Raw genomic sequence first — 21,778 nt, 5'->3', positions numbered from 1 at the left:
TATGATATTTTGCTTTTGTGACGCCACTCGACATCCTGATATCATTTAAAGACTTTGTTTTTCATGCAATTACATTATTTTCGAAATAATAAAAAACAGACATGCAAAAGCCGTCCACGGAATATTTTCCGTAGACGACAAGAGCCAGAAATATAATTAAAGGCCGAGCGCTTTTTTACCGGCGTTAATTACCTCGATGATTTTATCGGTGTCATAGATACACCCTTTCCAGGTGCCGCCGCTCACCGACTGCAGAGCCGCCCACAGGCGGGTATCGTCCGGCAAAAATGCATGGGCGTGCAGGTCAGGATGCACCGGACGCGACGCCAGCACGCGCGCCCCCTCTTCCGGCGTCAGCGGCTGTTCCGCCGTGCCGATAAAGTTAACGCTGCCCGTTAAGGACAGGCGGTCGACGCTGATCTCAATGATATCGTTGTCGCGCAGCTTGCCGATGGGGCCACCTGCCAGCGCTTCCGGCGACACATGGCCGAAGCACGCCCCGGTTGATACCCCCGAGAAGCGCGCATCGGTGATCAGCGAGACCGTCTTGCCCCACGAGATATGTTTCAGTGCGGAGGTCAGCTGGTAGGTCTCTTCCATGCCGGTGCCGGACGGGCCTCCGCCAATCACCACCATAATATCGCCCTGCTGGATCGCTTCCTGCTTAATGGCCTTGATGGCCTGCGCTTCAGAGACAAACACCCGCACCCGGCCGGTATGGCGGTAAACGCCATCGTCATCCACAACAGACGGGTCGATGGCCGTGGCTTTGATCACCGACCCTTCGGGCGCGATATTGCCGGTCGGGAAGCAGACCGTCGAGGTCAGGCCTTTCGCGTGGGCGCGCTCAGGCGGCAGGATCACGTCATCCGGATCGACGCCATCCTGCTCGCGCAGGCACTGACGAAAACGCGCCCGACGCGCTGAGTTTTCCCACCAGTCGAGGTTCTCCCCGACCGTCTGGCCGGTAACGGTCATGGCATCTTCATGCAGCAGCCCCAGCTTGCGCAGATGGAGCATCACCTCCGGCACGCCGCCCGCCAGGAAAGCACGCACCGTCGGGTGGTAGTCCGGGCCGTTTGGCAGCACGCTCACCAGACGCGGAACCTTACGGTTGATGCGTGTCCAGTGCGCCACATCCGGAATGGTGCAGCCCGCCGCATGGGCAATCGCCGGGATGTGCAGCAGCAGGTTGGTGGAGCCGCCAAACGCCGCGTGAAGCACCATGGCGTTTTCAATGGCTTTGTCGGTCAGGATATCGCGGGTCGTGATCCCCCGGTTATCCAGCTCGCTCACCGCCCGCGCAGACTGACGGGCAATCTCCAGCCACACGGCCTGCCCGGACGGGGCGAGCGCGGAGTGCGGTAGCGCCAGACCCAGCGCTTCGGCCACCACCTGTGACGTTCCCGCGGTGCCGAGAAACTGACAGCCGCCGCCGGGTGATGCACAGGCGCGGCACCCCAGCTCGGCAGCCTCCTGCAGCGACAGCTCATGGTTAGCGAAACGCGCACCAATGGTCTGCACTTTTCCGGCATCTTCCCCCACGGTCGGCGGCAGTGTCGCCCCACCCGGCACCAGAATGGTCGGCAGATCATGCATGGAGGCCAGCGCAATCATGGTCGCGGGCAGCCCTTTATCGCAGGTTGCCACGCCAATCACCGCGCGCCGCGTCGGCAGGGAGCGGATCAGACGACGAAACACGATCGCCGCGTCATTACGGTACGGCAGGGAGTCGAACATGCCGTGGGTGCCCTGAGAACGTCCGTCGCACGGATCGCTGACGAAGGCCGCAAACGGGATCCCACCATTACGGGTGATCTCCTTCGCCGCCGCCTGCATCTGCATGCCAATCTCCCAGTGCCCGGTGTGGTAGCCCAGCGCAACAGGTCGCCCGTCCCCGGCGCGAATGCCGCCCTGCGTACCGATAATCAGCACCTCTTTGCCGGTCAGCTTGTTGGCGTCCCAGCCCATACCGGCGTTTTGCGTCATGCCAAACAGGTTACCGCTGGGGGATTCCATCAGCATTTGCGGGGTCAGCGGCAGCGCCCCCTGCGGCCCGGCCGCATGGGTGATGACGGCATAAAACGCATCGTCCTGTGGGGTGAAAATTTTCTCAATGGTCATCGTCGTCTTCCGGCTCAGCAGAGCTTGAGCTGTTGCAACAGGGTTTTCAGCTGCGCCTTACGCGGCTCATCCAGTGGCGACGCGGGCGGCAGCACGTATGTGGAGATCGGGCGGCCGCACAGCACAATCGCCTCTTTAATGACGTTCACAAACGGCGTATCAAGCTGATACATCTGCGGTATTTGCAGCAGGGTCTGGTGGTATTCTGCCGCCTTCGCCACCTCCTGGTCACGCCAGGCCTTCAGCAGATTCACCGACACCTGCGGAGCAAAGTTACCGCTGGCCGAGATCGCGCCATCGCCCCCCAGCAGCAGCGTATTAAACAGATGATCGTCATAGCCGCACAGCACCGTGAAGTGCGGATGGGCAGATTTGACGGTGTGGATCATGCTGCGCAGATGGGCGACGGAATCGATCGTGTCTTTGATGCCGACAATATTGCTCCGCGAGTCGGCCAGGGTTTTGACCAGCGCCGGAGTCAGATCCTGCCCGGTCAGCGCCGGGAAGTTATACAGCATTACCGGCAGCGTGACGCTGTCTGCCACCTGTTCGAAATAGCGGATCAGATTCGCTTCTGACACTTTCCAGTAGTACGGGTTGATCACCACGATCCCGTCGGCGCCGGCCTGCTGCGCATGCTGGCTCAGTTCAAGGGTTTCCCGGGCGTTGGTGCCACCGGTGCCAATCAGCACCGGCACCCGGCGATCGACATGATCGATAGCAAACCGGGCAATGGTTTTACGCTCTTCGGCGTTTAGCTGGGAGAACTCGCCGCCGCTGCCCAAAAAGAACAGGCCATCGACGCCTGCGGCGATCAGGTCGTCGATCAACGCGGCGGTGCCGTGTTTATCAAGCTGTCCATCGGCGGTAAAGAGGGTGGAGACAGGGGGAATGATTCCCGTGAACAACGCGGTCTGCGGCATGAGATCTCCTTGCTGAATTATTTTGTTCTACATTATAGAACAGCGTTCATTAATTTAACGATCATACTATGACGCAGAAAAAGCGCAGGTAAATGGGAGGCGATGAGGGAGTGCGGAAAATATAAGCTGGATCACATAATGACGGGCTGCGGCCTGATGCTTTCACCCTCTCCCACCGGAAGAGGGAATGTTTCACCCTTCGCTTACGCTAACAGGGCTTACCCCACCAGCATTTTCACCACCACTTTACGCACCTTCGCAGGCGCGCCCACCGCGCACAGCGGCTTGTGCACTTCACCCGGATAGAACACCACAAAATCACCTTCACTTAACACCACCGTTTTCTCCTGCCCGCCCTCGGGCAAAAACGCGATGTCTTTATCCGCCAGCCAGTCGGTGTCCGGCGTACCGTGCGGCAGGGTACTGAAGGTCATCCCCTCCTGGCCTTTCATGATTATCTGAATATCCAGATAGCGGGCGTGATACTCAGCGCGGCGCTCGGCAAACGGCTGGGTCATATCTTCAGACACCAGATAAAACAGGCTGTTGCCGTCGATGTCGTGTTTGCCGCAGGGGGTAGCATCGGTAACGTGCGCCTTGACGTACTCGATAGCCTGACGCAGTTCTTCAGGTAGCCAGGACTGCAGATGATGGATGTTGCCAGCGATCATAAATAAACCCTCAATATAAAACAGCGTTTCATTTTAATCTTTTATACGAGAATTCAGACTGTCCTACCACCGCTTTTTCGATGAGTTTTGCGCGAGCGCATGTTTATCGGGAAATGTGTTACTTCACTGTTAATCGCTCACAGGCATTTATGCAGTCTTTATGCATAACCTCAGCCCTCCGCTTTCAGGCCGTGATGCTAACTTACTGATCGTATACGCTTCATAGCAAAACTCTCTGTGACTTCACACTTTATCATTTTGGTAATTTGCTATTAAATCCCATAATTATTTATTGATTTTTCTTAAGTCGAAAATAGTTAATGGATAATAGTGCATAGTCATTCTGCGCGCCGTTTAATTATCATTAAAATCAATAGCATAACTAAATATGTCAAAACATTAAATTCTACAAAATAATAACAACTCCAAATAATGCCAACGGATCCTGCTTAGCTATTCACCCGCAAATATAATCAAATTAATCATTATCTGATACGAATCATGCAAATGAAAACAAACTCCTTAATAGCTATTCTCACGTGAGCGACGTCACAATATTCATTATTTAAGCGCCTACTATAAATCTCGAAATCAATTGAGCTTAGCCGCCATGTAAATAAACACATCACATGGCGCATGCCCTTTTTATTCTGAAAAACAGTTAAAGGAATAATTATGGAAAAGCATTACGTCGGTTCTGAAATTGGTCAATTGCGTAGCGTTATGCTGCACCGCCCAAATTTAAGTCTGAAACGTTTAACGCCATCGAACTGCCAGGAGCTGCTATTCGATGATGTGCTCTCGGTTGAGCGGGCGGGTGAGGAGCATGACATCTTCGCTAACACCCTGCGCGAACAGGGTGTGGAAGTCCTGCTGTTGACCGACCTTCTCACGCAAACCCTTGATATTGCAGAGGCCAAAACCTGGCTGCTGGAGACGCAAATCTCTGACTATCGCCTCGGGCCAACCTTTGCCGGCGACGTGCGCGGCTGGCTGGCAGATATGCCACACCGCGAACTGGCACGCAGATTAAGCGGCGGATTAACCTACGGTGAAATTCCGGCTGCCTTTAAAAATATGGTGGTGGATACCCACACGGCAAATGATTTTATTATGAAGCCACTGCCTAACCATTTATTTACCCGCGATACCTCGTGCTGGATTTATAACGGCGTGTCAATTAACCCGATGGCCAAAGCGGCCCGCCAGCGTGAAACCAATAATCTCCGGGCCATATATCGCTGGCACCCTGCATTTGCCGATGGCGATTTTATTAAGTATTTCGGCGATGAAAACATTAATTACGACCACGCCACGTTAGAGGGCGGCGACGTATTAGTCATTGGCCGCGGCGCAGTGTTAATCGGCATGTCTGAACGCACCACGCCGCAGGGCGTTGAGTTCCTCGCCAATAGCCTGTTCAAACACCGCCAGGCCGAGCGCGTCATCGCTGTGGAACTGCCAAAACACCGCTCCTGCATGCACCTCGATACCGTCATGACCCACATCGACGTGGACACTTTCTCCGTCTACCCGGAAGTGGTGCGCAAAGACGCTCAGTGCTGGACGCTCACCCCGGACGGCCGCGGTGGCCTGCTGCGCACCCAGGAAACGGATCTGCTGCACGCCATTGAAAAAGCGCTCGGCATTAATCAGGTACGCCTGATCACCACCGGCGGCGACGCCTTTGAAGCCGAACGCGAACAGTGGAATGACGCGAATAACGTGCTGACCATCCGCCCGGGCGTGGTGATTGGCTACGAGCGTAACGTCTGGACCAACGAGAAATATGACAAAGCGGGTATCACCGTGCTGCCTATCCCGGGTGACGAACTGGGACGCGGCCGCGGCGGCGCGCGCTGCATGAGCTGCCCACTGGAACGCGACGGAATTTAAAGGAGCCATCATGGAACGAAAACCCACTCTGGTTGTGGCGCTTGGCGGTAACGCATTGCTGAAACGCGGCGAGCCTCTGGAAGCGGAGATCCAGCGCCAGAACATCGAGCTAGCGGCTCGCACCATCGCCGGGCTGACGGAACAGTGGCGCGTGGTACTGGTTCACGGCAACGGGCCGCAGGTTGGGCTGCTGGCGCTGCAAAACAGCGCGTACGACAAAGTCACCCCCTACCCGCTGGACATCCTCGGCGCCGAAAGTCAGGGAATGATCGGCTACATGCTCCAGCAGGCGCTGAAAAACAATCTGCCCCAGCGTGAGGTGAGCGTCCTGCTCACCCAGGTGGAAGTGGACGCCGCCGATCCGGCATTTACTAACCCGACCAAATACATCGGCCCGGTCTACAGCGAAGCCCAGGCAAACACGCTGCAGGCGGAGAAAGGCTGGGTGTTCAAGGCCGACGGCAGCTATTTCCGCCGGGTGGTTCCCTCTCCACAGCCGAAACGCATCGTTGAGAGCGACGCCATCACGGCTCTGATACAGCGCGATCACCTGGTGATCTGCAACGGCGGCGGCGGCGTGCCGGTGGTGGAAAACGCCAATGGGTACCACGGCATTGAAGCGGTGATCGACAAAGACCTCTCTGCCGCCCTGCTGGCGCGCCAGATTGAAGCCGATGCCCTGCTGATCCTGACCGATGCCGACGCGGTGTACCTCGACTGGGGCAAACCAACCCAGCGTCCGCTGGCACAGGTCACGCCGGAACTGCTCAGGGGCATGCAGTTTGACGCCGGTTCGATGGGGCCAAAAGTGGCCGCCTGCCGCGAGTTTGTCGAGGCCTGCAACGGCATCGCCGGGATCGGCGCGCTGGCCGACGGGGCAGACATTCTGGCGGGCGAGAAAGGCACGTTGATTCGCCACTGAACCGTATTTTCCCCTCACCTTCCCTCTCTCACTGTGGGCGAGGGTCGGGGTGAGGGCACCAGACAACACCATTTTAAAAGGGACGACCCAATGACCATCAATCTGAAAAACCGTAATTTCCTCAAACTGCTGGACTACACCCCGGCAGAAATCCAGTACCTGATCGACCTGGCCATCGAACTCAAAGCCGCCAAAAAAGCCGGACGTGAAAAACAAACCCTGGTCGGGAAAAACATCGCCCTGATTTTTGAAAAAACGTCCACGCGCACCCGCTGCGCTTTTGAAGTCGGTGCCTTTGACCAGGGCGCACAGGTGACCTACCTCGGCCCAAGCGGCTCGCAGATTGGCCACAAGGAGTCGATGAAAGACACCGCCCGCGTGCTGGGGCGGATGTACGACGGCATCGAGTATCGCGGCTACGGCCAGGCCATCGTGGAAGAGCTGGGCCAGTACGCGGGAGTGCCGGTGTGGAACGGCCTGACCGACGAGTTTCACCCCACGCAGATCCTCGCCGACCTGATGACCATGCTGGAGCATGCTCCGGGCAAAACCCTGCCGGACCTGAGCTTTGCCTACCTTGGCGACGCGCGGAACAACATGGGCAACTCCCTGATGGTCGGTGCCGCCAAAATGGGGATGGATATCCGCCTCGTCGCACCGAAATCGTTCTGGCCGGAAGCCGGGCTGGTTGAGCAGTGCCGCGCCATCGCCAAAGAGACCGGCGCACGCATCACGCTCACCGACGACGTGGAGGAAGGCGTACACGGTGCCGATTTCCTCTACACCGACGTGTGGGTCTCGATGGGCGAGCCGAAAGAGGCCTGGGCCGAGCGCGTCAGCCTGATGAAGCCTTACCAGATTAACGCCCAGGTGATGAAAGCCACCGGCAACCCGAACGTCAAGTTCATGCACTGCCTGCCGGCGTTCCACAACGAACACACCAAAGTCGGCCGTGAAATCGAGATGGCCTACGGTCTGAAAGGGCTGGAGGTGACGGAAGAGGTCTTCGAATCACCGAACTCAATCGTCTTTGACGAAGCAGAGAACCGCATGCACACCATTAAAGCGGTCATGGTGGCGACACTCGGCGACTAATCACCGCCCGGCGCGCCACAGGGTGCGCCGGGTACAGGAGAACATCATGGGCAAGTTCAAGTTTCCCTCCGCTTACACCATTCTCTTTTTTCTGATTGCCGTTGTGGCGGCACTGAGCTGGGTCGTGCCTGCCGGTCAGTATCAGATGGCAATGAATGAAACCCTCGGTAAAGAAGTGCCGATTGCCGGAACGTACGCGCACGTGGCGGCGCATCCGCAGGGGCTGGTTTCCGTACTGATGGCCCCCATTGCCGGGCTGTACGATCCCGTTTCCGGCCAGGCCGGGGCGATCGACGTCGCGCTGTTTATCCTGATCATCGGGGGATTTCTCGGGATCGTCACCAAAACCGGGGCGATCGACGCCGGGATCGAACGCGTAACCACCCGCCTTCGCGGACGTGAAGAATGGATGATCCCGATCCTGATGGCGCTGTTCGCGGCTGGCGGCACCATTTACGGCATGGCCGAAGAGTCCCTGCCCTTTTATACCCTGCTGGTCCCGGTGATGCTGGCCGCCCGTTTCGATCCGGTTGTCGCTGCATCCACCGTGCTGCTCGGGGCGGGGATCGGCACGCTCGGCTCCACCATCAACCCGTTTGCCACGGTGATCGCCGCTAACGCCGCCGGGATCCCGTTCACCAACGGTATCGCCCTGCGCGTGGCGCTGCTGGTGATCGGCTGGATCATTTGCGTGGCATGGGTGATGCGCTATGCCCGTAAAGTGCGGCTGGATCCGTCATGCTCCATCGTCGCAGACAAGCAGGAAGAGAACCTCGCCCACTTCCTCGGCAATAAAGGCGAGCAGTCGCTGGAATTTACCCCGGTGCGCAAAATCATTCTGCTGATCTTCGCCCTCGCCTTCGCGGTGATGATCTACGGCGTAGCGGTACTGGGCTGGTGGATGGCGGAGATCTCGGCGGTATTTTTGGCCAGCGCCATTATCGTCGGGCTGATTGCCCGCATGAGCGAAGAGGAGCTGACCTCGACGTTTATCAACGGCGCGCGAGATTTGCTGGGCGTCGCGCTGATTATCGGCATTGCGCGCGGTATCGTAGTCATTATGGATAAGGGCATGATTACCCACACCATTTTGCACAGCGCGGAAGGGCTGGTCAGCGGGTTGTCCACGGTGGCGTTTATCAACGTGATGTACTGGCTTGAGGTCGTGCTGTCGTTTCTTGTGCCTTCTTCGTCCGGCCTGGCCGTTCTGACGATGCCGATCATGGCACCCCTTGCTGATTTCGCTAACGTCAACCGCGACCTGGTGGTTACGGCTTACCAGTCGGCCTCCGGCATCGTTAACCTGGTCACGCCGACCTCAGCGGTTGTGATGGGCGGTCTGGCGATTGCCCGTGTGCCTTACGTGCGTTACCTGAAATGGGTTGCGCCGCTGCTGGCGATCCTGACGGTGGTGATTATGGTGGCGTTAAGCCTGGGTGCCTTGTTGTAATTTGCCGGCTGGCACTGCGCCTGTCCGGCCTACGGACCGGTGCGGTGCCACCGGTTATGTCGGGAACTGATATGGGAAATATGATGGATTACGAAGACTGCTCTCCCAGAGAACAACTGCAGCTAACGGTGTGCCAGCAGCTGATCGCCGAAAAGAGTTATCTCTCCCAGGAAGAAATCCGCCGCGATTTGCAGGAGAGAGGGTTTGACAGCATCAGCCAGTCGACCGTTTCGCGTCTGCTGAAATTGCTCGGTGTCATAAAAATTCGAAATGCCAAAGGGCTAAAGATTTATTCGTTGAATCCTCAGTTGCGCCCTGCCCCCGATGCCGCGCGTACCGTTTCCGAAATGGTGGTGAGCGTGGAGCATAATAGCGAATTTATCCTTGTTCATACCGTGGCCGGATATGGCCGTGCGGTGGCGAGAATTCTGGATTATCACCAGTTACCGGAAATTTTAGGTGTGGTTGCCGGAAGCAGTATCGTCTGGGTCGCTCCCCGGGTGGTGAAGCGTACTGCGCTGGTGCATAAACAAATTAATTATTTACTCAGAACGAATTAATATTCATAAAGAACCGTTTGCATTGAGTAAAGTGTGCATTAAACCCCTTGATCCGAAAATCGAGCTGCGTATAATGCCCGACAATTTGCCGGGAGGAAGCATGGTCAAGCGTGTACGACATAACGTCTTACCGCGTCTGAAATCAGACGCTGGCCTGCCGTTTTTCTTCCCGTTGCACAATCTATTCCCAGAGCCCCTCATTTGAGGGGCTTTTTTTTGCCCGGCGTCAGGAGATAAACATGAATCCGCTTTATCAAAAACACATCATTTCCATAAACGACCTCAGCCGCGAAGAGCTGGAACTGGTTCTGGAAACCGCGGCAAAACTGAAGGCAAATCCGCAACCGGAACTGCTGAAGCACAAGGTGATTGCGAGCTGCTTCTTCGAAGCGTCGACCCGCACCCGCCTCTCCTTCGAAACCTCCATGCACCGCCTCGGCGCGAGCGTGGTGGGTTTTTCAGACAGCAGCAACACCTCGCTGGGTAAAAAAGGCGAAACGCTGGCGGATACCATTTCAGTTATCAGTACTTACGTTGACGCGATTGTGATGCGCCACCCGCAGGAAGGCGCGGCGCGTCTGGCGACCGAATTTTCCGGCGGTATTCCGGTACTGAACGCCGGAGACGGGGCCAACCAGCATCCGACACAGACCCTGCTGGATCTGTTCACCATTCAGGAAACGCAGGGCCGTCTGGAAAACCTGAACATCGCCATGGTGGGTGACCTGAAATATGGCCGCACCGTTCATTCGCTGACCCAGGCGCTGGCGAAATTTAACGGCAACCACTTCTTCTTCATCGCGCCGGACGCGCTGGCAATGCCGCAGTACATCCTCGACATGCTGGACGAAAAAGGGATCCCGTGGAGTCTGCATGCCAGCATCGAAGAGGTGATGGGCAACGTTGATATTCTGTATATGACCCGCGTGCAAAAAGAGCGTCTGGATCCGTCTGAATACGCCAACGTGAAGGCACAGTTTGTGCTGCGCGCCAGCGACCTCGACGGCGCACGCGAGAATATGAAGGTGCTGCACCCGCTGCCACGTATCGATGAGATCACCACCGATGTGGATAAAACGCCGCACGCCTGGTACTTCCAGCAGGCCGGAAACGGCATCTTCGCCCGCCAGGCGTTACTGGCACTGGTTCTGAATCGCGAATTGGCTCTGTAAGGGGAAACGACAATGACACACGATAACAAACTCCAGGTTGAAGCCATCAAACGTGGCACCGTGATTGACCACATCCCTGCCCAGATCGGCTTTAAGCTGCTGACGCTGTTCAAACTGACCGAGACCGACCAGCGCATCACCATCGGCCTGAACCTGCCGTCGGGTGAAATGGGCCGCAAAGACCTGATCAAGATTGAAAACACCTTCCTGACCGACGAGCAGGTTAACCAGCTCTCTCTGTACGCGCCGGATGCCACCGTGAACCGCATCGACGAGTACGAAGTGGTCGGTAAATCCCGTCCCAATCTGCCGGATCGCATTGAAAATGTGCTGGTCTGCCCGAACAGCAACTGCATCAGTCATGCTGAGCCGGTTTCGTCCAGTTTTGCAGTGAAAAAACGTGCCGATGACATCGCACTCAAATGCAAATACTGCGAAAAAGAGTTTTCTCATTATGTGGTGCTGGCCAACTAATTGAGGTTGGTAAAGGATCCCGGCCTCCCTATAATGGCCGGGAACATTTAATCACTGTTATTCTGGAGAAATCATGACCAAAGTACTCGCGACGGAAAATGCACCAGCGGCTATCGGCCCATACGTTCAGGGCGTTGATCTGGGTAGCATGATTATTACCTCTGGCCAGATCCCGGTGAACCCAAAAACGGGTGAAGTGCCAGAAGACGTGGCGGCGCAGGCGCGTCAGTCGCTGGAAAACGTACAGGCTATCGTGGAGTCTGCGGGTCTGAAAGTGGGCGACATCGTGAAAACCACCGTGTTCGTGAAAGATCTGAACGATTTCGCGACCGTTAACGCCACGTACGAAGCGTTCTTCACTGAGCACAACGCCACTTTCCCTGCACGCTCCTGTGTGGAAGTTGCGCGTCTGCCTAAAGACGTGAAAATTGAAATCGAAGCGATCGCCGTACGTCGCTAAGTTTCAGTCAGGGGGCAGCCGAGGCTGCCTTTGCGCCCGGCAGGCAACGCGCTACCGGGCGTTTTGCTACTGATTCCGCGTCGCCCGTAGCAGCGTTTCCAGCGGATACACCGCCGCAATCACCACTTCATCCTGTATTTTCGCCGCGTTATCCAGCTCGCCCTGAATAGAGGCAATCTCGTTGTCATCCAGCGTCCCCTGACGCGCCACCAGATCCGTCAGCCGCAGGCCAATCGAGGCCAGCTTATCCACCTCCTGAATAACCGGTTTAATCGCCTTCAGTGCGTAGCTGTTTTCGCTTAGTGCCAGCGCATCGCTGGTGTTGCTTTGCCAGCGGTTGAAGACGTGGCGCAGCGCGTCGGCGCTTTCCGTGTCTTCCGCGTCGCTGACCAGGCGGTCAGCCCATTTGTTCATCTGGCGCACCGTGGCACTTTCGGCGTTGAGCGCATCAGCAAACCGGTTGAGCGGTTCGAACTGATGGTAATTTCCGGCCTGGAACTTAAGATGCTGACGGGTGTAATACTGCGCCGGCTCGATTGCCTGCGCGAGGATTTGCAGCGGAAGGGTATCGGCGTTATTCGCCAGACGCGTGAACTGCACCTGCTGCTGAGTATGCTGCTGCAGCCCGACCGAGACCGTCGACCAGCTGTCCATCGCCTGCAGGCGGGTGTACATGTTGTCGACATCGTTAACGTCCTGCGCGGACCATAACCGCTCCGCCACCGCAAAGGTGCGCGGCCACAGGCGGATATCCAGCACCGGTGCGACCACGTTTTCCGCCCACAGCGCGGCTTCCCCGCCGAGCAGGTTGACCTGATGAGCGGCGTCCGGTACCACCGGCGGGATGCCTTTGGGGATATCGTCCAGGCGCTTGCCGCTAATGGGATAGCGGGCATTGCCCACCAGGAAATAGCCGCTCAGCTTATCGTTGTCCACCGACACCACCGGGCGCGTTTCGCCCATCCAGGTATCGACGGTAAACGTCACCTGATTGTCGTCGCGCCACGCAATATCCTGTACCGCACGACGGGATTTCCCGGCGAAATCAATAAATCCACGCCAGCCGGAATCCCCTTTCACCAGGGTGAAACTCCCCTCCACCGGCTTGCCTTTCAGACGCGGCATGGTGAATGTCCAGCTTTGAGCGCTGTCGGTGTCGCCAATCACATCCTCGCCGTTTAACCCCTGCGGTACAATTTCATTGCGGTAGTGATAGGCGGTGGACTGGGGCTGATCGAGGTAAAAACCGGTCGAGAGAATGCCTTTATAGCCATTTTGCGCCACCTGCCCCAGCGCGTCCTGGCCCTGCCAGGACTGGATCAAGATGCTTTTTGGCAGATCAGGATGAGCAATTTCATCCCAGCCCACCATCTGCCGGTGGTGTTTTTCGAGGATATTTTCCAGCTTGCGATTGAAATAGGCCTGCAGGGCGTGGCTGTCTGCCAGTGTGTTGTCGCGCATAAACTGCTGAATGGCGGCGTTCGCTTTCCATTGGGTGTCATCCACCTCATCGCCGCCGATATGCAGATACGGATCGGGGAAGATCGCCGCCAGTTCACTGACCATCGCCTCCGCAAACTGATAGGTCGCCGCTTTTGTCGGATCCAGGACCGGTTTCAGCACGCCCCAGTGGCGCGCCATCTCATACGGTCCCGGGGCGCTCATCAGTTCCGGGTAGGCCACGGCAATCGCCGAGGCGTGGCCCGGCATGTCGATCTCCGGCACCACGCGGATGCCGCGTTCGGTGGCATAGCGCACAACGTCGCGCATCTGTTCCGGCGTGTAAAACAGCCCGTCGCTGGCAAGCTGCGTGAGCTTTGGATAGCGTGTCGAGCTGAAGCGCCAGCCCTGATCGTCGGTCAAGTGCCAGTGCAGCACGTTGAGTTTTGCCGCCGCCATACCGTCAATCTGCCGTTTGATATCCGGCAGCGGGATAAAGTGTCGTGCCGAGTCAAGCAGCAGCCCACGCCACGGGAAACGGGGGGAATCCTCGATAGTGACCCACGGCAGAGAGGTGTTTTCCGCCCCATTTTGTATCAGCTGGAGCAGGGTTTCCATGGCGCGCAGCGCACCAAAACGGGTGTTGGCGGTGATATCCACGCCACTGGCATCGACCGTGAGCGTATAGCGCTCATCGCTATCCGGGAGCGGCTGCGGCTTCACTTTTTTGGTAATGGCAATGCGGATGGTGGGCTTGTCCGGTTTAACGGCCTGCGGCTGTAGCGTCCAGCCGGTTTGCAGGGCGATGCGCTGGCGCAGACGGTTGACCGCGTCGCCGAGGTCATCTCCGGTAACGCTGACGGAAAGGGTGTTGCTGAGTACCAGTGCGCCCTGCGTCGCGGGACGTTCAACCTTCGCAGGCCAGGGCATCAGGGGAAGGTCGCCTGCCGGAGCGGCAAACGCTGACGCGCCGAGCATCAGCCCGGCGGTTAAGAGACTGTACCGTAACATGAATGTTCCTTATCTGACGGGCCAAATAAAGGCAAAACATTCAGTTAACATGCGCTCATTTTGTCGTCAAGCGAATGCGCTGACGGAGATCACAGGTTGTTGAATTTGGGAGGAAACGTACCCCCTCTCCCGTGCCGGGAGAGGGGAGAAATCACTGCCACCCATACCGACGGCTATAGAAGCCTTTGACCATCTGCGTCAGCACCATATAGCCCGCGAGGATCGCCACCAGCCACGGGAAGTAGCTCAGCGGCAGCGCCTGCAGCTGGAGGTAGCTGGCCAGCGGCGAGAACGGCAGTGCAATGCCGAGCGCCATCACAATGCCGGTCATGACAATCAGCGGCCACGCGGCCCGGCTCTGGATGAACGGGATGCGACGCGTACGGATCATATGCACAATCAGCGTTTGCGACAGCAGCCCTACCACGAACCAGCCGGACTGGAACAGCGTCTGGTGTTCCGGCGTGTTGGCATGGAACACAAACCACATCAGGCAGAAGGTCAGAATGTCGAAGATGGAGCTGATCGGGCCAAAGAAGAGCATAAAGCGCCCCAGATCGGACGGGTTCCAGCGCTGCGGCTTCTGGATCTGCTCATCGTCCACGTTATCAAACGGGATGGCAACCTGAGAGACATCGTACATCAGGTTCTGGATCAGCAGGTGCAGCGGCAGCATCGGCAGGAACGGCAGAAACGCACTCGCCACCAGCACGCTGAAAACGTTACCGAAGTTGGAACTGGCGGTCATCTTGATGTACTTCAGCATGTTGGCGAAGGTGCGACGTCCCTCGATAACGCCCTCCTCCAGCACCATCAGGCTCTTTTCCAGCAGAATGATATCCGCCGCTTCACGGGCAATGTCCACCGCACCGTCTACAGAGATACCAATATCCGCCGCACGCAGGGCGGGCGCATCGTTAATGCCGTCGCCCATAAAGCCCACGACATGCCCTTCGCGGCGCAGCAGGGTGACAATGCGCTCCTTGTGCATGGGTGTCAGCCGGGCGAACAGCGTGGTGCGCTGCGCAAGCGTAGCCAGCGCATCATCGGAGAGGGGCTCAATATCACTTCCCACAACGACGTCACCCGCATCCAGCCCCACTTCATGACACACTTTGGCGGCCACCAGCTCGCTGTCGCCGGTAAGGATTTTCACGGTGATGCCGCTGGCCTTTAACGCTTTCAGCGCAGGCGCGGTGGTCTCTTTCGGCGGATCGAGGAATGCGATATAACCCTCGAGGATCAGATCGGATTCGTCGATACGCTGATAGTCCCCTTCGCGTGCAGGCAGGAATTTACTCGCCACCGCCACCACGCGCAGCCCCTGACGGTTCAGGTTATCGGTGACGCGCTTGATACGGCGCAGCATGGTTTCATCCAGCGGCACAATGTCGCCGTTATAGCGCACCTGGGTTGATACATTGAGGATCTCCTGCAATGCGCCTTTGCAGATCAGCTGATGCACGTCCGGATGCTCGCTCACCACCACCGACATGCGGCGGCGCTCGAAGTCGAACGGGATCTCATCCACTTTCTGCCAGCGCCCGGAAAGCGTGCGGGCAGATTCTTCATCCACGCCTTCAAGCACGGCGACGTCGAGCAGGTTTTTCAGCCCGGTCTGGTAGTGGCTGTTCAGCCAGGCGCTGTGCAGCACGCGATCGCTGGTTTTGCCGGCGATATCGGTGTGGTTCTCCAGCACAATTTTGTCCTGGGTCAGCGTGCCGGTTTTATCGGTGCAGAGAATGTCCATCGCGCCAAAGTTTTGAATGGCATCCAGGTGTTTGACGATCACTTTCTGTTTTGACAGTTTGACCGCTCCGCGCGCCAGCGTGGAGGTGACAATCATCGGCAGCATTTCAGGCGTTAACCCCACGGCGACGGAGAGCGCAAACAGCGCCGCTTCCCACCAGTCGCCCTTGGTATAGCCGTTGATCAGCAGCACAATCGGCGTCATCACCATCATAAAGCGGATCAGCAGCATGCTGACGCGGCCAATCCCCTTCTGGAAGGCATTCGGTTCGCTCTCCTGCTCGCTCACGCGCCCGGCCAGCTGTCCAAACCAGGTGTTGCCGCCGGTAGCGATGACCATTGCCTGCGCCGTGCCGCTGACCACCGTAGTGCCCATAAAGCAGAGGGTGTCACACTCGAGCGGGTTCATCTGCTGCGGGTCGCGGGTGCGCGCCACTTTTTCCACCGGCAGAGATTCGCCGGTCAGCGAGGCCTGCGCCACGAACAGATCCCGCGCCTGAAGAATACGTAAATCCGCGGGGATCATGTCGCCGGCCGCCAGCTTCACCAGATCGCCCGGCACCAGCTGGTCGATGGGCAGCTCAACCCAGGCGTTCTCCCCGAGATCGTTAATAACGCGCGAGACGGTTGCGGTGTTGCTTACCATCGCTTTCAGGGCGTCTGCCGCGCGGGTAGAGCGGGCCTCCTGAATAAAGTTCAGCAGCGTGGAGATCCCCACCATCAGGGCGATAACCCCGGCGGCAAACAGATCTTCGGTGGCATAAGAGATAATGCCAAGCACGGTCAGCAGCAGGTTGAACGGGTTACGGTAGCAGGTCCACAGATGCACCCACCACGGCGCCGGTTTTTGCGCCGGAATTTGGTTATCGCCATGCACGGCACGGATTTTTTCCACTTCCGCCGCGTTCAGCCCCTCCGGATGCCCGCCAAAGGCACGCCAGACTTCGTTTTCATCCATCGCCGCCACGTTCAGGCAGCGTTGGCTCAGGGAAGCAGGGATCGCTGCAGAGGCCATATTTTTGGCATTTGGCAGCGGGTCGCGCTGAACAAGACGATGTGGCAGGTGGCGGCTCAGCATCGCCTGCAGCTGCCGGGTGATATTTTTAAACATAGTCATTCCCCCGCGCCCGCAAACGCGGACACAGTATTTCCTGCAGGCGTGGCAAGGCCGTACCTGACAGGCACTTAATGTTTTAAGCAGGAACGTGCAGGACGTTGCTGCCTCACATACCGGTGAGACAGCACAAAGGCTGGCTTACCGGAAAGAAAGAACGCTCCCGTTCAGGAGAAGCGTGGGATCGGGATCCATGTCACCTCCGGTAAGTAAAAAAGTAGGGTGCCGCCGCGCAGTATAAGGATTTAACCGTACCGTTTGCGGCGATTCGGGCGGTATTATACTCCCCCGCAAATAAACCGAACGTAAACCAGACTTTGCCCATAGCGAAAACACGCTATAGCATTAGGCTCTACTGACCACGTTGTCATTGTTACAGGGAATACAGCATGCAGAACCGCCTTACGATAAAAGACATCGCGCGTTTAAGCGGCGTGGGGAAATCCACCGTATCGCGCGTGCTCAACAATGAGAGCGGTGTAAGCGAACGCACCCGCGAGCGCGTCGAGGCGGTAATGAATCAGCACGGTTTTTCCCCTTCCCGCTCTGCGCGCGCCATGCGCGGGCAAAGTGACAAAGTGGTTGCCATTATCGTCTCGCGTCTGGATTCCCTGTCCGAAAACCTCGCCGTTCAGACCATGCTGCCCGCCTTTTATGAGCAGGGCTACGACCCAATCATGATGGAGAGCCAGTTCTCCACGCAGCTGGTTGAAGAGCATCTGGGTATGCTCCAGCGGCGCAACATTGACGGCGTGGTGCTGTTCGGTTTTACCGGCATCAAAGAGGAGATGCTGAAGCCCTGGCAGGCGTCGATGGTGATGCTGGCGCGCGATGCCCACGGTTTTGCCTCCGTCTGTTACGACGATGAGGGGGCGATTATTACCCTGATGCAGCGTCTGTACGATAAAGGCCATCGCCATATCAGCTACCTCGGCGTACCGCATGCAGACGTTACCACCGGCAAGCGGCGTCACGAGGCCTACCTGACCTTCTGTAAACAGCACAACCTTTCCGCCGTCGCGTCTCTGCCGGGGCTGGGAATGAAACAGGGCTACGAGCAGGTCGCCAGCGTGCTGACCCCGCAGACCACGGCGCTGGTGTGCGCCACCGATACCCTGGCGCTGGGCGCGAGTAAATATCTTCAGGAGCAACGCATAGAGGGACTGCAGATCGCGAGTGTAGGCAGTACGCCGCTGATGAAGTTTCTGCACCCGGAGATTATCACCGTCGACCCGGGCTACGCCGAGTCAGGCAGGCAGGCCGCTGCACAGCTGATCGAGCAAATTAACGGACGTGCTGAGCCGCGTCAGATCGTAATTCCTGCCCACCTTTCATAACCCCCGTTTATCAGTTTATTGTGATCTTCGCCCGATTTCGGGAACGTTCCCATTTTCGCCGTCACGCTGAAGGAGTAGGCTTGCGCTCAGGTCATTACCCCCCTCACCATCGGTCATGAGGTTTCATGATGAGTAAAGTCAAACAAGAAGATATCGACCAGTTGATTGTCCTGGTAGGCGGCCGTGAAAACATCGCGACCGTCAGCCATTGCATTACCCGCCTGCGCTTCGTGCTGAACGACCCGGCCAAAGCCGATCCGAAAGCCATTGAAGCGCTTTCCATGGTTAAAGGCTGCTTCACCAACGCCGGTCAGTTCCAGGTCGTCATTGGTACCGAAGTGGGCGATTACTATCAGGCTCTGCTGGCGACAACCGGGCACAGTTCAGCCGATAAAGAGCAAGCCAAGAAAGCTGCACGCCAGAATATGAAATGGCACGAGCAGTTAATTTCCCACTTCGCGGAGATTTTCTTCCCGCTGCTCCCGGCGCTGATCAGCGGCGGTCTGATTCTGGGCTTCCGCAACGTTATCGGTGATGTGCCGATGAGCGACGGCAAAACCCTGGCGCAGATGTACCCGGCGCTGAAAACCGTTTACGACTTCCTGTGGCTGATTGGCGAAGCGATCTTCTTCTATCTGCCGGTCGGGATTTGCTGGTCAGCGGTGCGCAAAATGGGCGGCACGCCGATTTTGGGTATCGTGCTGGGCGTCACGCTGGTCTCTCCGCAGTTAATGAACGCTTACTTACTTGGTCAGCAGGTGCCTGAGGTGTGGAACTTCGGTCTGTTCACCATCGCGAAAGTGGGCTATCAGGCGCAGGTGATCCCAGCCTTGCTGGCCGGTCTGACGCTGGGCTTTATTGAAACGCGCCTGAAACGCATCGTACCGGATTACCTCTATCTGGTGGTGGTGCCGGTCTGCTCCCTTATTCTGGCCGTCTTCCTCGCCCATGCGTTTATCGGTCCGTTTGGCCGCATGATTGGCGACGGCGTTGCCTTCGCGGTACGTCACCTGATGACCGGCAGCTTCGCGCCGATTGGTGCCATGCTGTTTGGCTTCCTGTACGCCCCGCTGGTGATCACCGGCGTGCACCAGACCACGCTGGCGATTGATATGCAGATGATTCAGAGCCTGGGCGGTACGCCGGTCTGGCCTATCATCGCGCTGTCTAACATTGCGCAGGCCTCGGCGGTCACGGGCATTATCCTGGTCAGCCGCAAGCATAACGAGCGTGAGATTTCTGTTCCGGCGGCCATCTCCGCCTACCTCGGCGTCACCGAACCGGCGATGTACGGTATCAACCTGAAATACCGCTTCCCGATGCTGTGCGCGATGATCGGCTCCGGTCTGGCAGGCCTGGTATGCGGTCTGTACGGTGTGATGGCGAACGGGATCGGTGTCGGCGGTCTGCCTGGTATTCTCTCCATCCAGCCCGCTTTCTGGCAGGTGTTTTCCCTGGCGATGGTCATCGCGATTGTCGTCCCAATGGCTCTCACCACCGTGGTTTACCAGCGTAAGTACCGTCAGGGCGCGCTGCAGATTGTTTAACTTCATCTTTCGGGGCGCAGTTGCGCCCCTTCGCATTTGCAGGAACGCATTATGAATACCCTTCCTCACTGGTGGCAGAACGGCGTTATCTACCAGATCTATCCAAAGAGTTTTCAGGACACGACGGGCAGCGGTACCGGCGATTTACGCGGCGTCACGCAGCGGCTGGACTACCTGCAAACCCTCGGCATCGACGCCATCTGGCTGACGCCGTTTTATATTTCCCCTCAGGTAGATAACGGGTACGACGTGGCGAATTACACCGCCATCGACCCGGCCTACGGCACGCTGGATGATTTTGACGAGCTGGTCGCGCAGGCCCATCAACGCGGCATTCGTATCGTGCTGGATATGGTGTTCAATCACACCTCAACGCAGCACGCCTGGTTCCGGGAATCGCTGAATAAAGAGAGCCCGTATCGCCAGTTCTACATCTGGCGCGACGGTACGCCGGAACAACTGCCCAATAACTGGCGCTCCAAATTTGGCGGCAATGCCTGGCGCTGGCACGCCGAGAGCGAGCAGTACTATCTGCACCTGTTCGCCCCCGAGCAGGCTGACCTCAACTGGGAAAACCCGCAGGTGCGCGCCGAGCTGAAAAAGGTATGCGAGTTCTGGGCCGACCGTGGCGTGGACGGTTTACGCCTCGATGTGATTAACCTGATTTCCAAAGACCAGGATTTCCCGGATGACGCCGTGGGCGATGGCCGTCGCTTCTATACCGACGGACCGCGCATTCATGAGTATCTTCAGGAGATGAGCCGCGACGTCTTTACCCCGCGAAACCTGATGACGGTAGGCGAGATGTCGTCGACCTCGCTGGAAAACTGTCAGCAATACGCCTCTCTCGACGGGCGCGAGCTGTCGATGACCTTCAACTTCCACCACCTGAAAGTGGATTACCCCGGCGGCGAAAAGTGGACCCTGGCCAGGCCGGACTTCGTGGCGCTGAAAACCCTCTTCCGCCACTGGCAGCAGGGCATGCACAACAAAGCCTGGAACGCGCTGTTCTGGTGTAACCACGATCAGCCGCGCATTGTGTCGCGCTTTGGCGATGAAGGGGAGTACCGTCCCCACGCCGCGAAAATGCTCGGCATGGTGCTGCACGGAATGCAGGGCACCCCGTATATTTACCAGGGCGAAGAGCTGGGTATGACCAACCCACACTTCAGCCGTATAACCGATTACCGCGACGTTGAAAGCCTTAATATGTTCGCTGAACTGCGGGCCAACGGTCGCGCCCCTGAAGAATTGCTGGCTATTCTGGCGAGTAAATCCCGCGATAATGGCCGCACGCCAATGCAGTGGGATGCCACACACAGTGCGGGCTTTACCGAGGGTGAGCCGTGGATTGGCGTTTGCGACAATTACGAGACGGTCAATGCCCGTGCGGCGCTGGACGATACTGATTCGGTGTTTTACACCTACCAGACGCTGATTCGCCTGCGCAAAACCCTGCCGGTGCTGACGTGGGGAGATTATGAAGACCTGCTGCCTGACCACCCTTCCCTGTGGTGCTATCGCCGGCGGTCGCAGGGCCAGACGCTGATGGTGGTGGCAAACCTGAGCCGTGAGCGCCAGCAATGGGTTCCCGCGTCAGTACAGGGAGCCTGGCGGGTCGCACTGAGCAACTATGCGGATGCTCCCCCTCAGCCCGACAACCTGCTGTTGCGCCCGTTTGAAGCCATCTGGTGGATACAGGAATAACCCTCAAGAGATACAGCCAGCTGTATCTCTTTTTTTATGTTTAGCGATACGCTAAATGTACGACGATAACTTTTACTTCACGGTGTGCCAAAATAAGAATAGCCCTGCCATTTAAATAACCTCGGC

At 57.5% G+C, this 21,778-nt stretch carries 17 protein-coding genes and 1 pseudogene; 12 read left to right on the top strand and 6 right to left on the bottom strand.

The features are described 5' to 3' along the window. Positions 1-156: 156 nt before the first annotated feature. From yagF to JTA15_RS20100, 3 genes are all read right to left on the bottom strand, one after another. Positions 157-2,124 carry a xylonate dehydratase YagF gene (gene yagF / locus JTA15_RS20110; protein ID WP_025205737.1) on the bottom strand — a complete coding sequence of 656 codons (1,968 nt, stop codon included), beginning with the start codon at positions 2,122-2,124 and terminating at the stop codon, positions 157-159. A gap of 14 nt (positions 2,125-2,138) precedes the next feature. Then, positions 2,139-3,047: a 2-keto-3-deoxygluconate aldolase gene (gene yagE, locus JTA15_RS20105; protein WP_068795275.1), complete on the bottom strand. Its 909-nt coding sequence runs from the start codon at positions 3,045-3,047 to the stop codon at positions 2,139-2,141. Between the two features lie 218 nt (positions 3,048-3,265). Next, complete coding sequence (locus JTA15_RS20100; RefSeq protein ID WP_014168409.1) at positions 3,266-3,718, bottom strand: YhcH/YjgK/YiaL family protein; 453 nt, start codon at positions 3,716-3,718, stop codon at positions 3,266-3,268. Positions 3,719-4,393: 675 nt separating this feature from the next. Between JTA15_RS20100 and arcA the strand changes: the two genes are divergently transcribed. The 5 genes from arcA (at position 4,394) to JTA15_RS20075 (ending at position 9,641) form a co-directional block, all read left to right on the top strand. Beyond that, the gene (gene arcA, locus JTA15_RS20095; protein ID WP_020885388.1) at positions 4,394-5,614 is read left to right on the top strand and encodes an arginine deiminase; all 1,221 of its coding nucleotides are present in this window, start codon (positions 4,394-4,396) and stop codon (positions 5,612-5,614) included. 10 nt (positions 5,615-5,624) lie between these two features. Further along, on the top strand, positions 5,625-6,536 hold the full coding sequence (gene arcC, locus JTA15_RS20090; protein ID WP_040018496.1) for a carbamate kinase: 912 nt from the start codon (positions 5,625-5,627) through the stop codon (positions 6,534-6,536). Positions 6,537-6,626: 90 nt separating this feature from the next. Next, entirely contained in the window at positions 6,627-7,631 is a 1,005-nt protein-coding gene (argF, locus tag JTA15_RS20085) for an ornithine carbamoyltransferase (protein WP_047356909.1), read from the top strand. 46 nt (positions 7,632-7,677) lie between these two features. Then, positions 7,678-9,081 (top strand): YfcC family protein, encoded by a 1,404-nt coding sequence (locus JTA15_RS20080; protein WP_020885390.1) that lies wholly within the window; start codon positions 7,678-7,680, stop codon positions 9,079-9,081. 80 nt (positions 9,082-9,161) lie between these two features. Beyond that, positions 9,162-9,641, top strand: a complete 480-nt coding sequence (locus tag JTA15_RS20075) for an arginine repressor (protein ID WP_025205741.1) — start codon at positions 9,162-9,164, stop codon at positions 9,639-9,641. Between the two features lie 3 nt (positions 9,642-9,644). Here the strand turns inward: JTA15_RS20075 and JTA15_RS21970 are convergent. Further along, positions 9,645-9,762 (bottom strand): annotated as a pseudogene (locus JTA15_RS21970) (hypothetical protein). On the opposite strand from JTA15_RS21970, the gene JTA15_RS20070 reads away from it, so the two are divergent. The 4 genes from JTA15_RS20070 (at position 9,742) to ridA (ending at position 11,747) form a co-directional block, all read left to right on the top strand. Next, entirely contained in the window at positions 9,742-9,846 is a 105-nt protein-coding gene (locus JTA15_RS20070; RefSeq protein WP_168769597.1) for a pyrBI operon leader peptide, read from the top strand. The pseudogene JTA15_RS21970 and the gene JTA15_RS20070 sit on opposite strands and share 21 nt — an antisense overlap. A gap of 34 nt (positions 9,847-9,880) precedes the next feature. After that, a complete protein-coding gene (gene pyrB / locus JTA15_RS20065; RefSeq protein WP_014168402.1) occupies positions 9,881-10,813 on the top strand; it encodes an aspartate carbamoyltransferase in 933 nt (310 codons plus the stop codon). 12 nt (positions 10,814-10,825) lie between these two features. Continuing rightward, a complete protein-coding gene (gene pyrI, locus JTA15_RS20060) occupies positions 10,826-11,287 on the top strand; it encodes an aspartate carbamoyltransferase regulatory subunit (protein ID WP_025205744.1) in 462 nt (153 codons plus the stop codon). Positions 11,288-11,360: 73 nt separating this feature from the next. Then, on the top strand, positions 11,361-11,747 hold the full coding sequence (ridA, locus tag JTA15_RS20055; protein WP_014168399.1) for a 2-iminobutanoate/2-iminopropanoate deaminase: 387 nt from the start codon (positions 11,361-11,363) through the stop codon (positions 11,745-11,747). A gap of 66 nt (positions 11,748-11,813) precedes the next feature. Here ridA and JTA15_RS20050 read toward each other — a convergent pair whose 3' ends face one another. Beyond that, positions 11,814-14,198 carry a beta-N-acetylhexosaminidase gene (locus tag JTA15_RS20050; RefSeq protein ID WP_219372635.1) on the bottom strand — a complete coding sequence of 795 codons (2,385 nt, stop codon included), beginning with the start codon at positions 14,196-14,198 and terminating at the stop codon, positions 11,814-11,816. 151 nt (positions 14,199-14,349) lie between these two features. After that, positions 14,350-17,058, bottom strand: coding sequence for a magnesium-translocating P-type ATPase (gene mgtA, locus JTA15_RS20045; protein ID WP_020885394.1), 2,709 nt, complete (start codon positions 17,056-17,058; stop codon positions 14,350-14,352). A 392-nt stretch (positions 17,059-17,450) separates the two neighbouring features. On the opposite strand from mgtA, the gene treR reads away from it, so the two are divergent. The 3 genes from treR to treC all read left to right on the top strand — a co-directional run bounded on the left by treR (position 17,451) and on the right by treC (position 21,652). Next, complete coding sequence (treR, locus tag JTA15_RS20040) at positions 17,451-18,398, top strand: trehalose operon repressor TreR (RefSeq protein WP_014168396.1); 948 nt, start codon at positions 17,451-17,453, stop codon at positions 18,396-18,398. A gap of 128 nt (positions 18,399-18,526) precedes the next feature. Continuing rightward, on the top strand, positions 18,527-19,945 hold the full coding sequence (gene treB / locus JTA15_RS20035) for a PTS trehalose transporter subunit IIBC (RefSeq protein ID WP_025205752.1): 1,419 nt from the start codon (positions 18,527-18,529) through the stop codon (positions 19,943-19,945). A gap of 51 nt (positions 19,946-19,996) precedes the next feature. After that, on the top strand, positions 19,997-21,652 hold the full coding sequence (gene treC, locus JTA15_RS20030; RefSeq protein WP_032679523.1) for an alpha,alpha-phosphotrehalase: 1,656 nt from the start codon (positions 19,997-19,999) through the stop codon (positions 21,650-21,652). Positions 21,653-21,778: the final 126 nt, after the last annotated feature.

Origin of the sequence: Enterobacter sp. BIDMC 29, assembly GCF_019378755.1 — a bacterium.
GTDB lineage: Bacteria > Pseudomonadota > Gammaproteobacteria > Enterobacterales > Enterobacteriaceae > Enterobacter > Enterobacter ludwigii.
Note: the sequence above shows the minus strand (reverse complement) of the source record. Positions and strands in the feature narration are given on the sequence as shown.

Bases quoted from the DNA above. Each gene is read 5' to 3' on its own strand.
- yagF (WP_025205737.1), bottom strand. From the start codon at position 2,124: ATGACCATTGAGAAAATTTTCACCCCACAGGACGATGCGTTTTATGCC.
- yagE (WP_068795275.1), bottom strand. From the start codon at position 3,047: ATGCCGCAGACCGCGTTGTTCACGGGAATCATTCCCCCTGTCTCCACC.
- JTA15_RS20100 (WP_014168409.1), bottom strand. From the start codon at position 3,718: ATGATCGCTGGCAACATCCATCATCTGCAGTCCTGGCTACCTGAAGAA.
- arcA (WP_020885388.1), top strand. From the start codon at position 4,394: ATGGAAAAGCATTACGTCGGTTCTGAAATTGGTCAATTGCGTAGCGTT.
- arcC (WP_040018496.1), top strand. From the start codon at position 5,625: ATGGAACGAAAACCCACTCTGGTTGTGGCGCTTGGCGGTAACGCATTG.
- argF (WP_047356909.1), top strand. From the start codon at position 6,627: ATGACCATCAATCTGAAAAACCGTAATTTCCTCAAACTGCTGGACTAC.
- JTA15_RS20080 (WP_020885390.1), top strand. From the start codon at position 7,678: ATGGGCAAGTTCAAGTTTCCCTCCGCTTACACCATTCTCTTTTTTCTG.
- JTA15_RS20075 (WP_025205741.1), top strand. From the start codon at position 9,162: ATGATGGATTACGAAGACTGCTCTCCCAGAGAACAACTGCAGCTAACG.
- JTA15_RS20070 (WP_168769597.1), top strand. From the start codon at position 9,742: ATGGTCAAGCGTGTACGACATAACGTCTTACCGCGTCTGAAATCAGAC.
- pyrB (WP_014168402.1), top strand. From the start codon at position 9,881: ATGAATCCGCTTTATCAAAAACACATCATTTCCATAAACGACCTCAGC.
- pyrI (WP_025205744.1), top strand. From the start codon at position 10,826: ATGACACACGATAACAAACTCCAGGTTGAAGCCATCAAACGTGGCACC.
- ridA (WP_014168399.1), top strand. From the start codon at position 11,361: ATGACCAAAGTACTCGCGACGGAAAATGCACCAGCGGCTATCGGCCCA.
- JTA15_RS20050 (WP_219372635.1), bottom strand. From the start codon at position 14,198: ATGTTACGGTACAGTCTCTTAACCGCCGGGCTGATGCTCGGCGCGTCA.
- mgtA (WP_020885394.1), bottom strand. From the start codon at position 17,058: ATGTTTAAAAATATCACCCGGCAGCTGCAGGCGATGCTGAGCCGCCAC.
- treR (WP_014168396.1), top strand. From the start codon at position 17,451: ATGCAGAACCGCCTTACGATAAAAGACATCGCGCGTTTAAGCGGCGTG.
- treB (WP_025205752.1), top strand. From the start codon at position 18,527: ATGAGTAAAGTCAAACAAGAAGATATCGACCAGTTGATTGTCCTGGTA.
- treC (WP_032679523.1), top strand. From the start codon at position 19,997: ATGAATACCCTTCCTCACTGGTGGCAGAACGGCGTTATCTACCAGATC.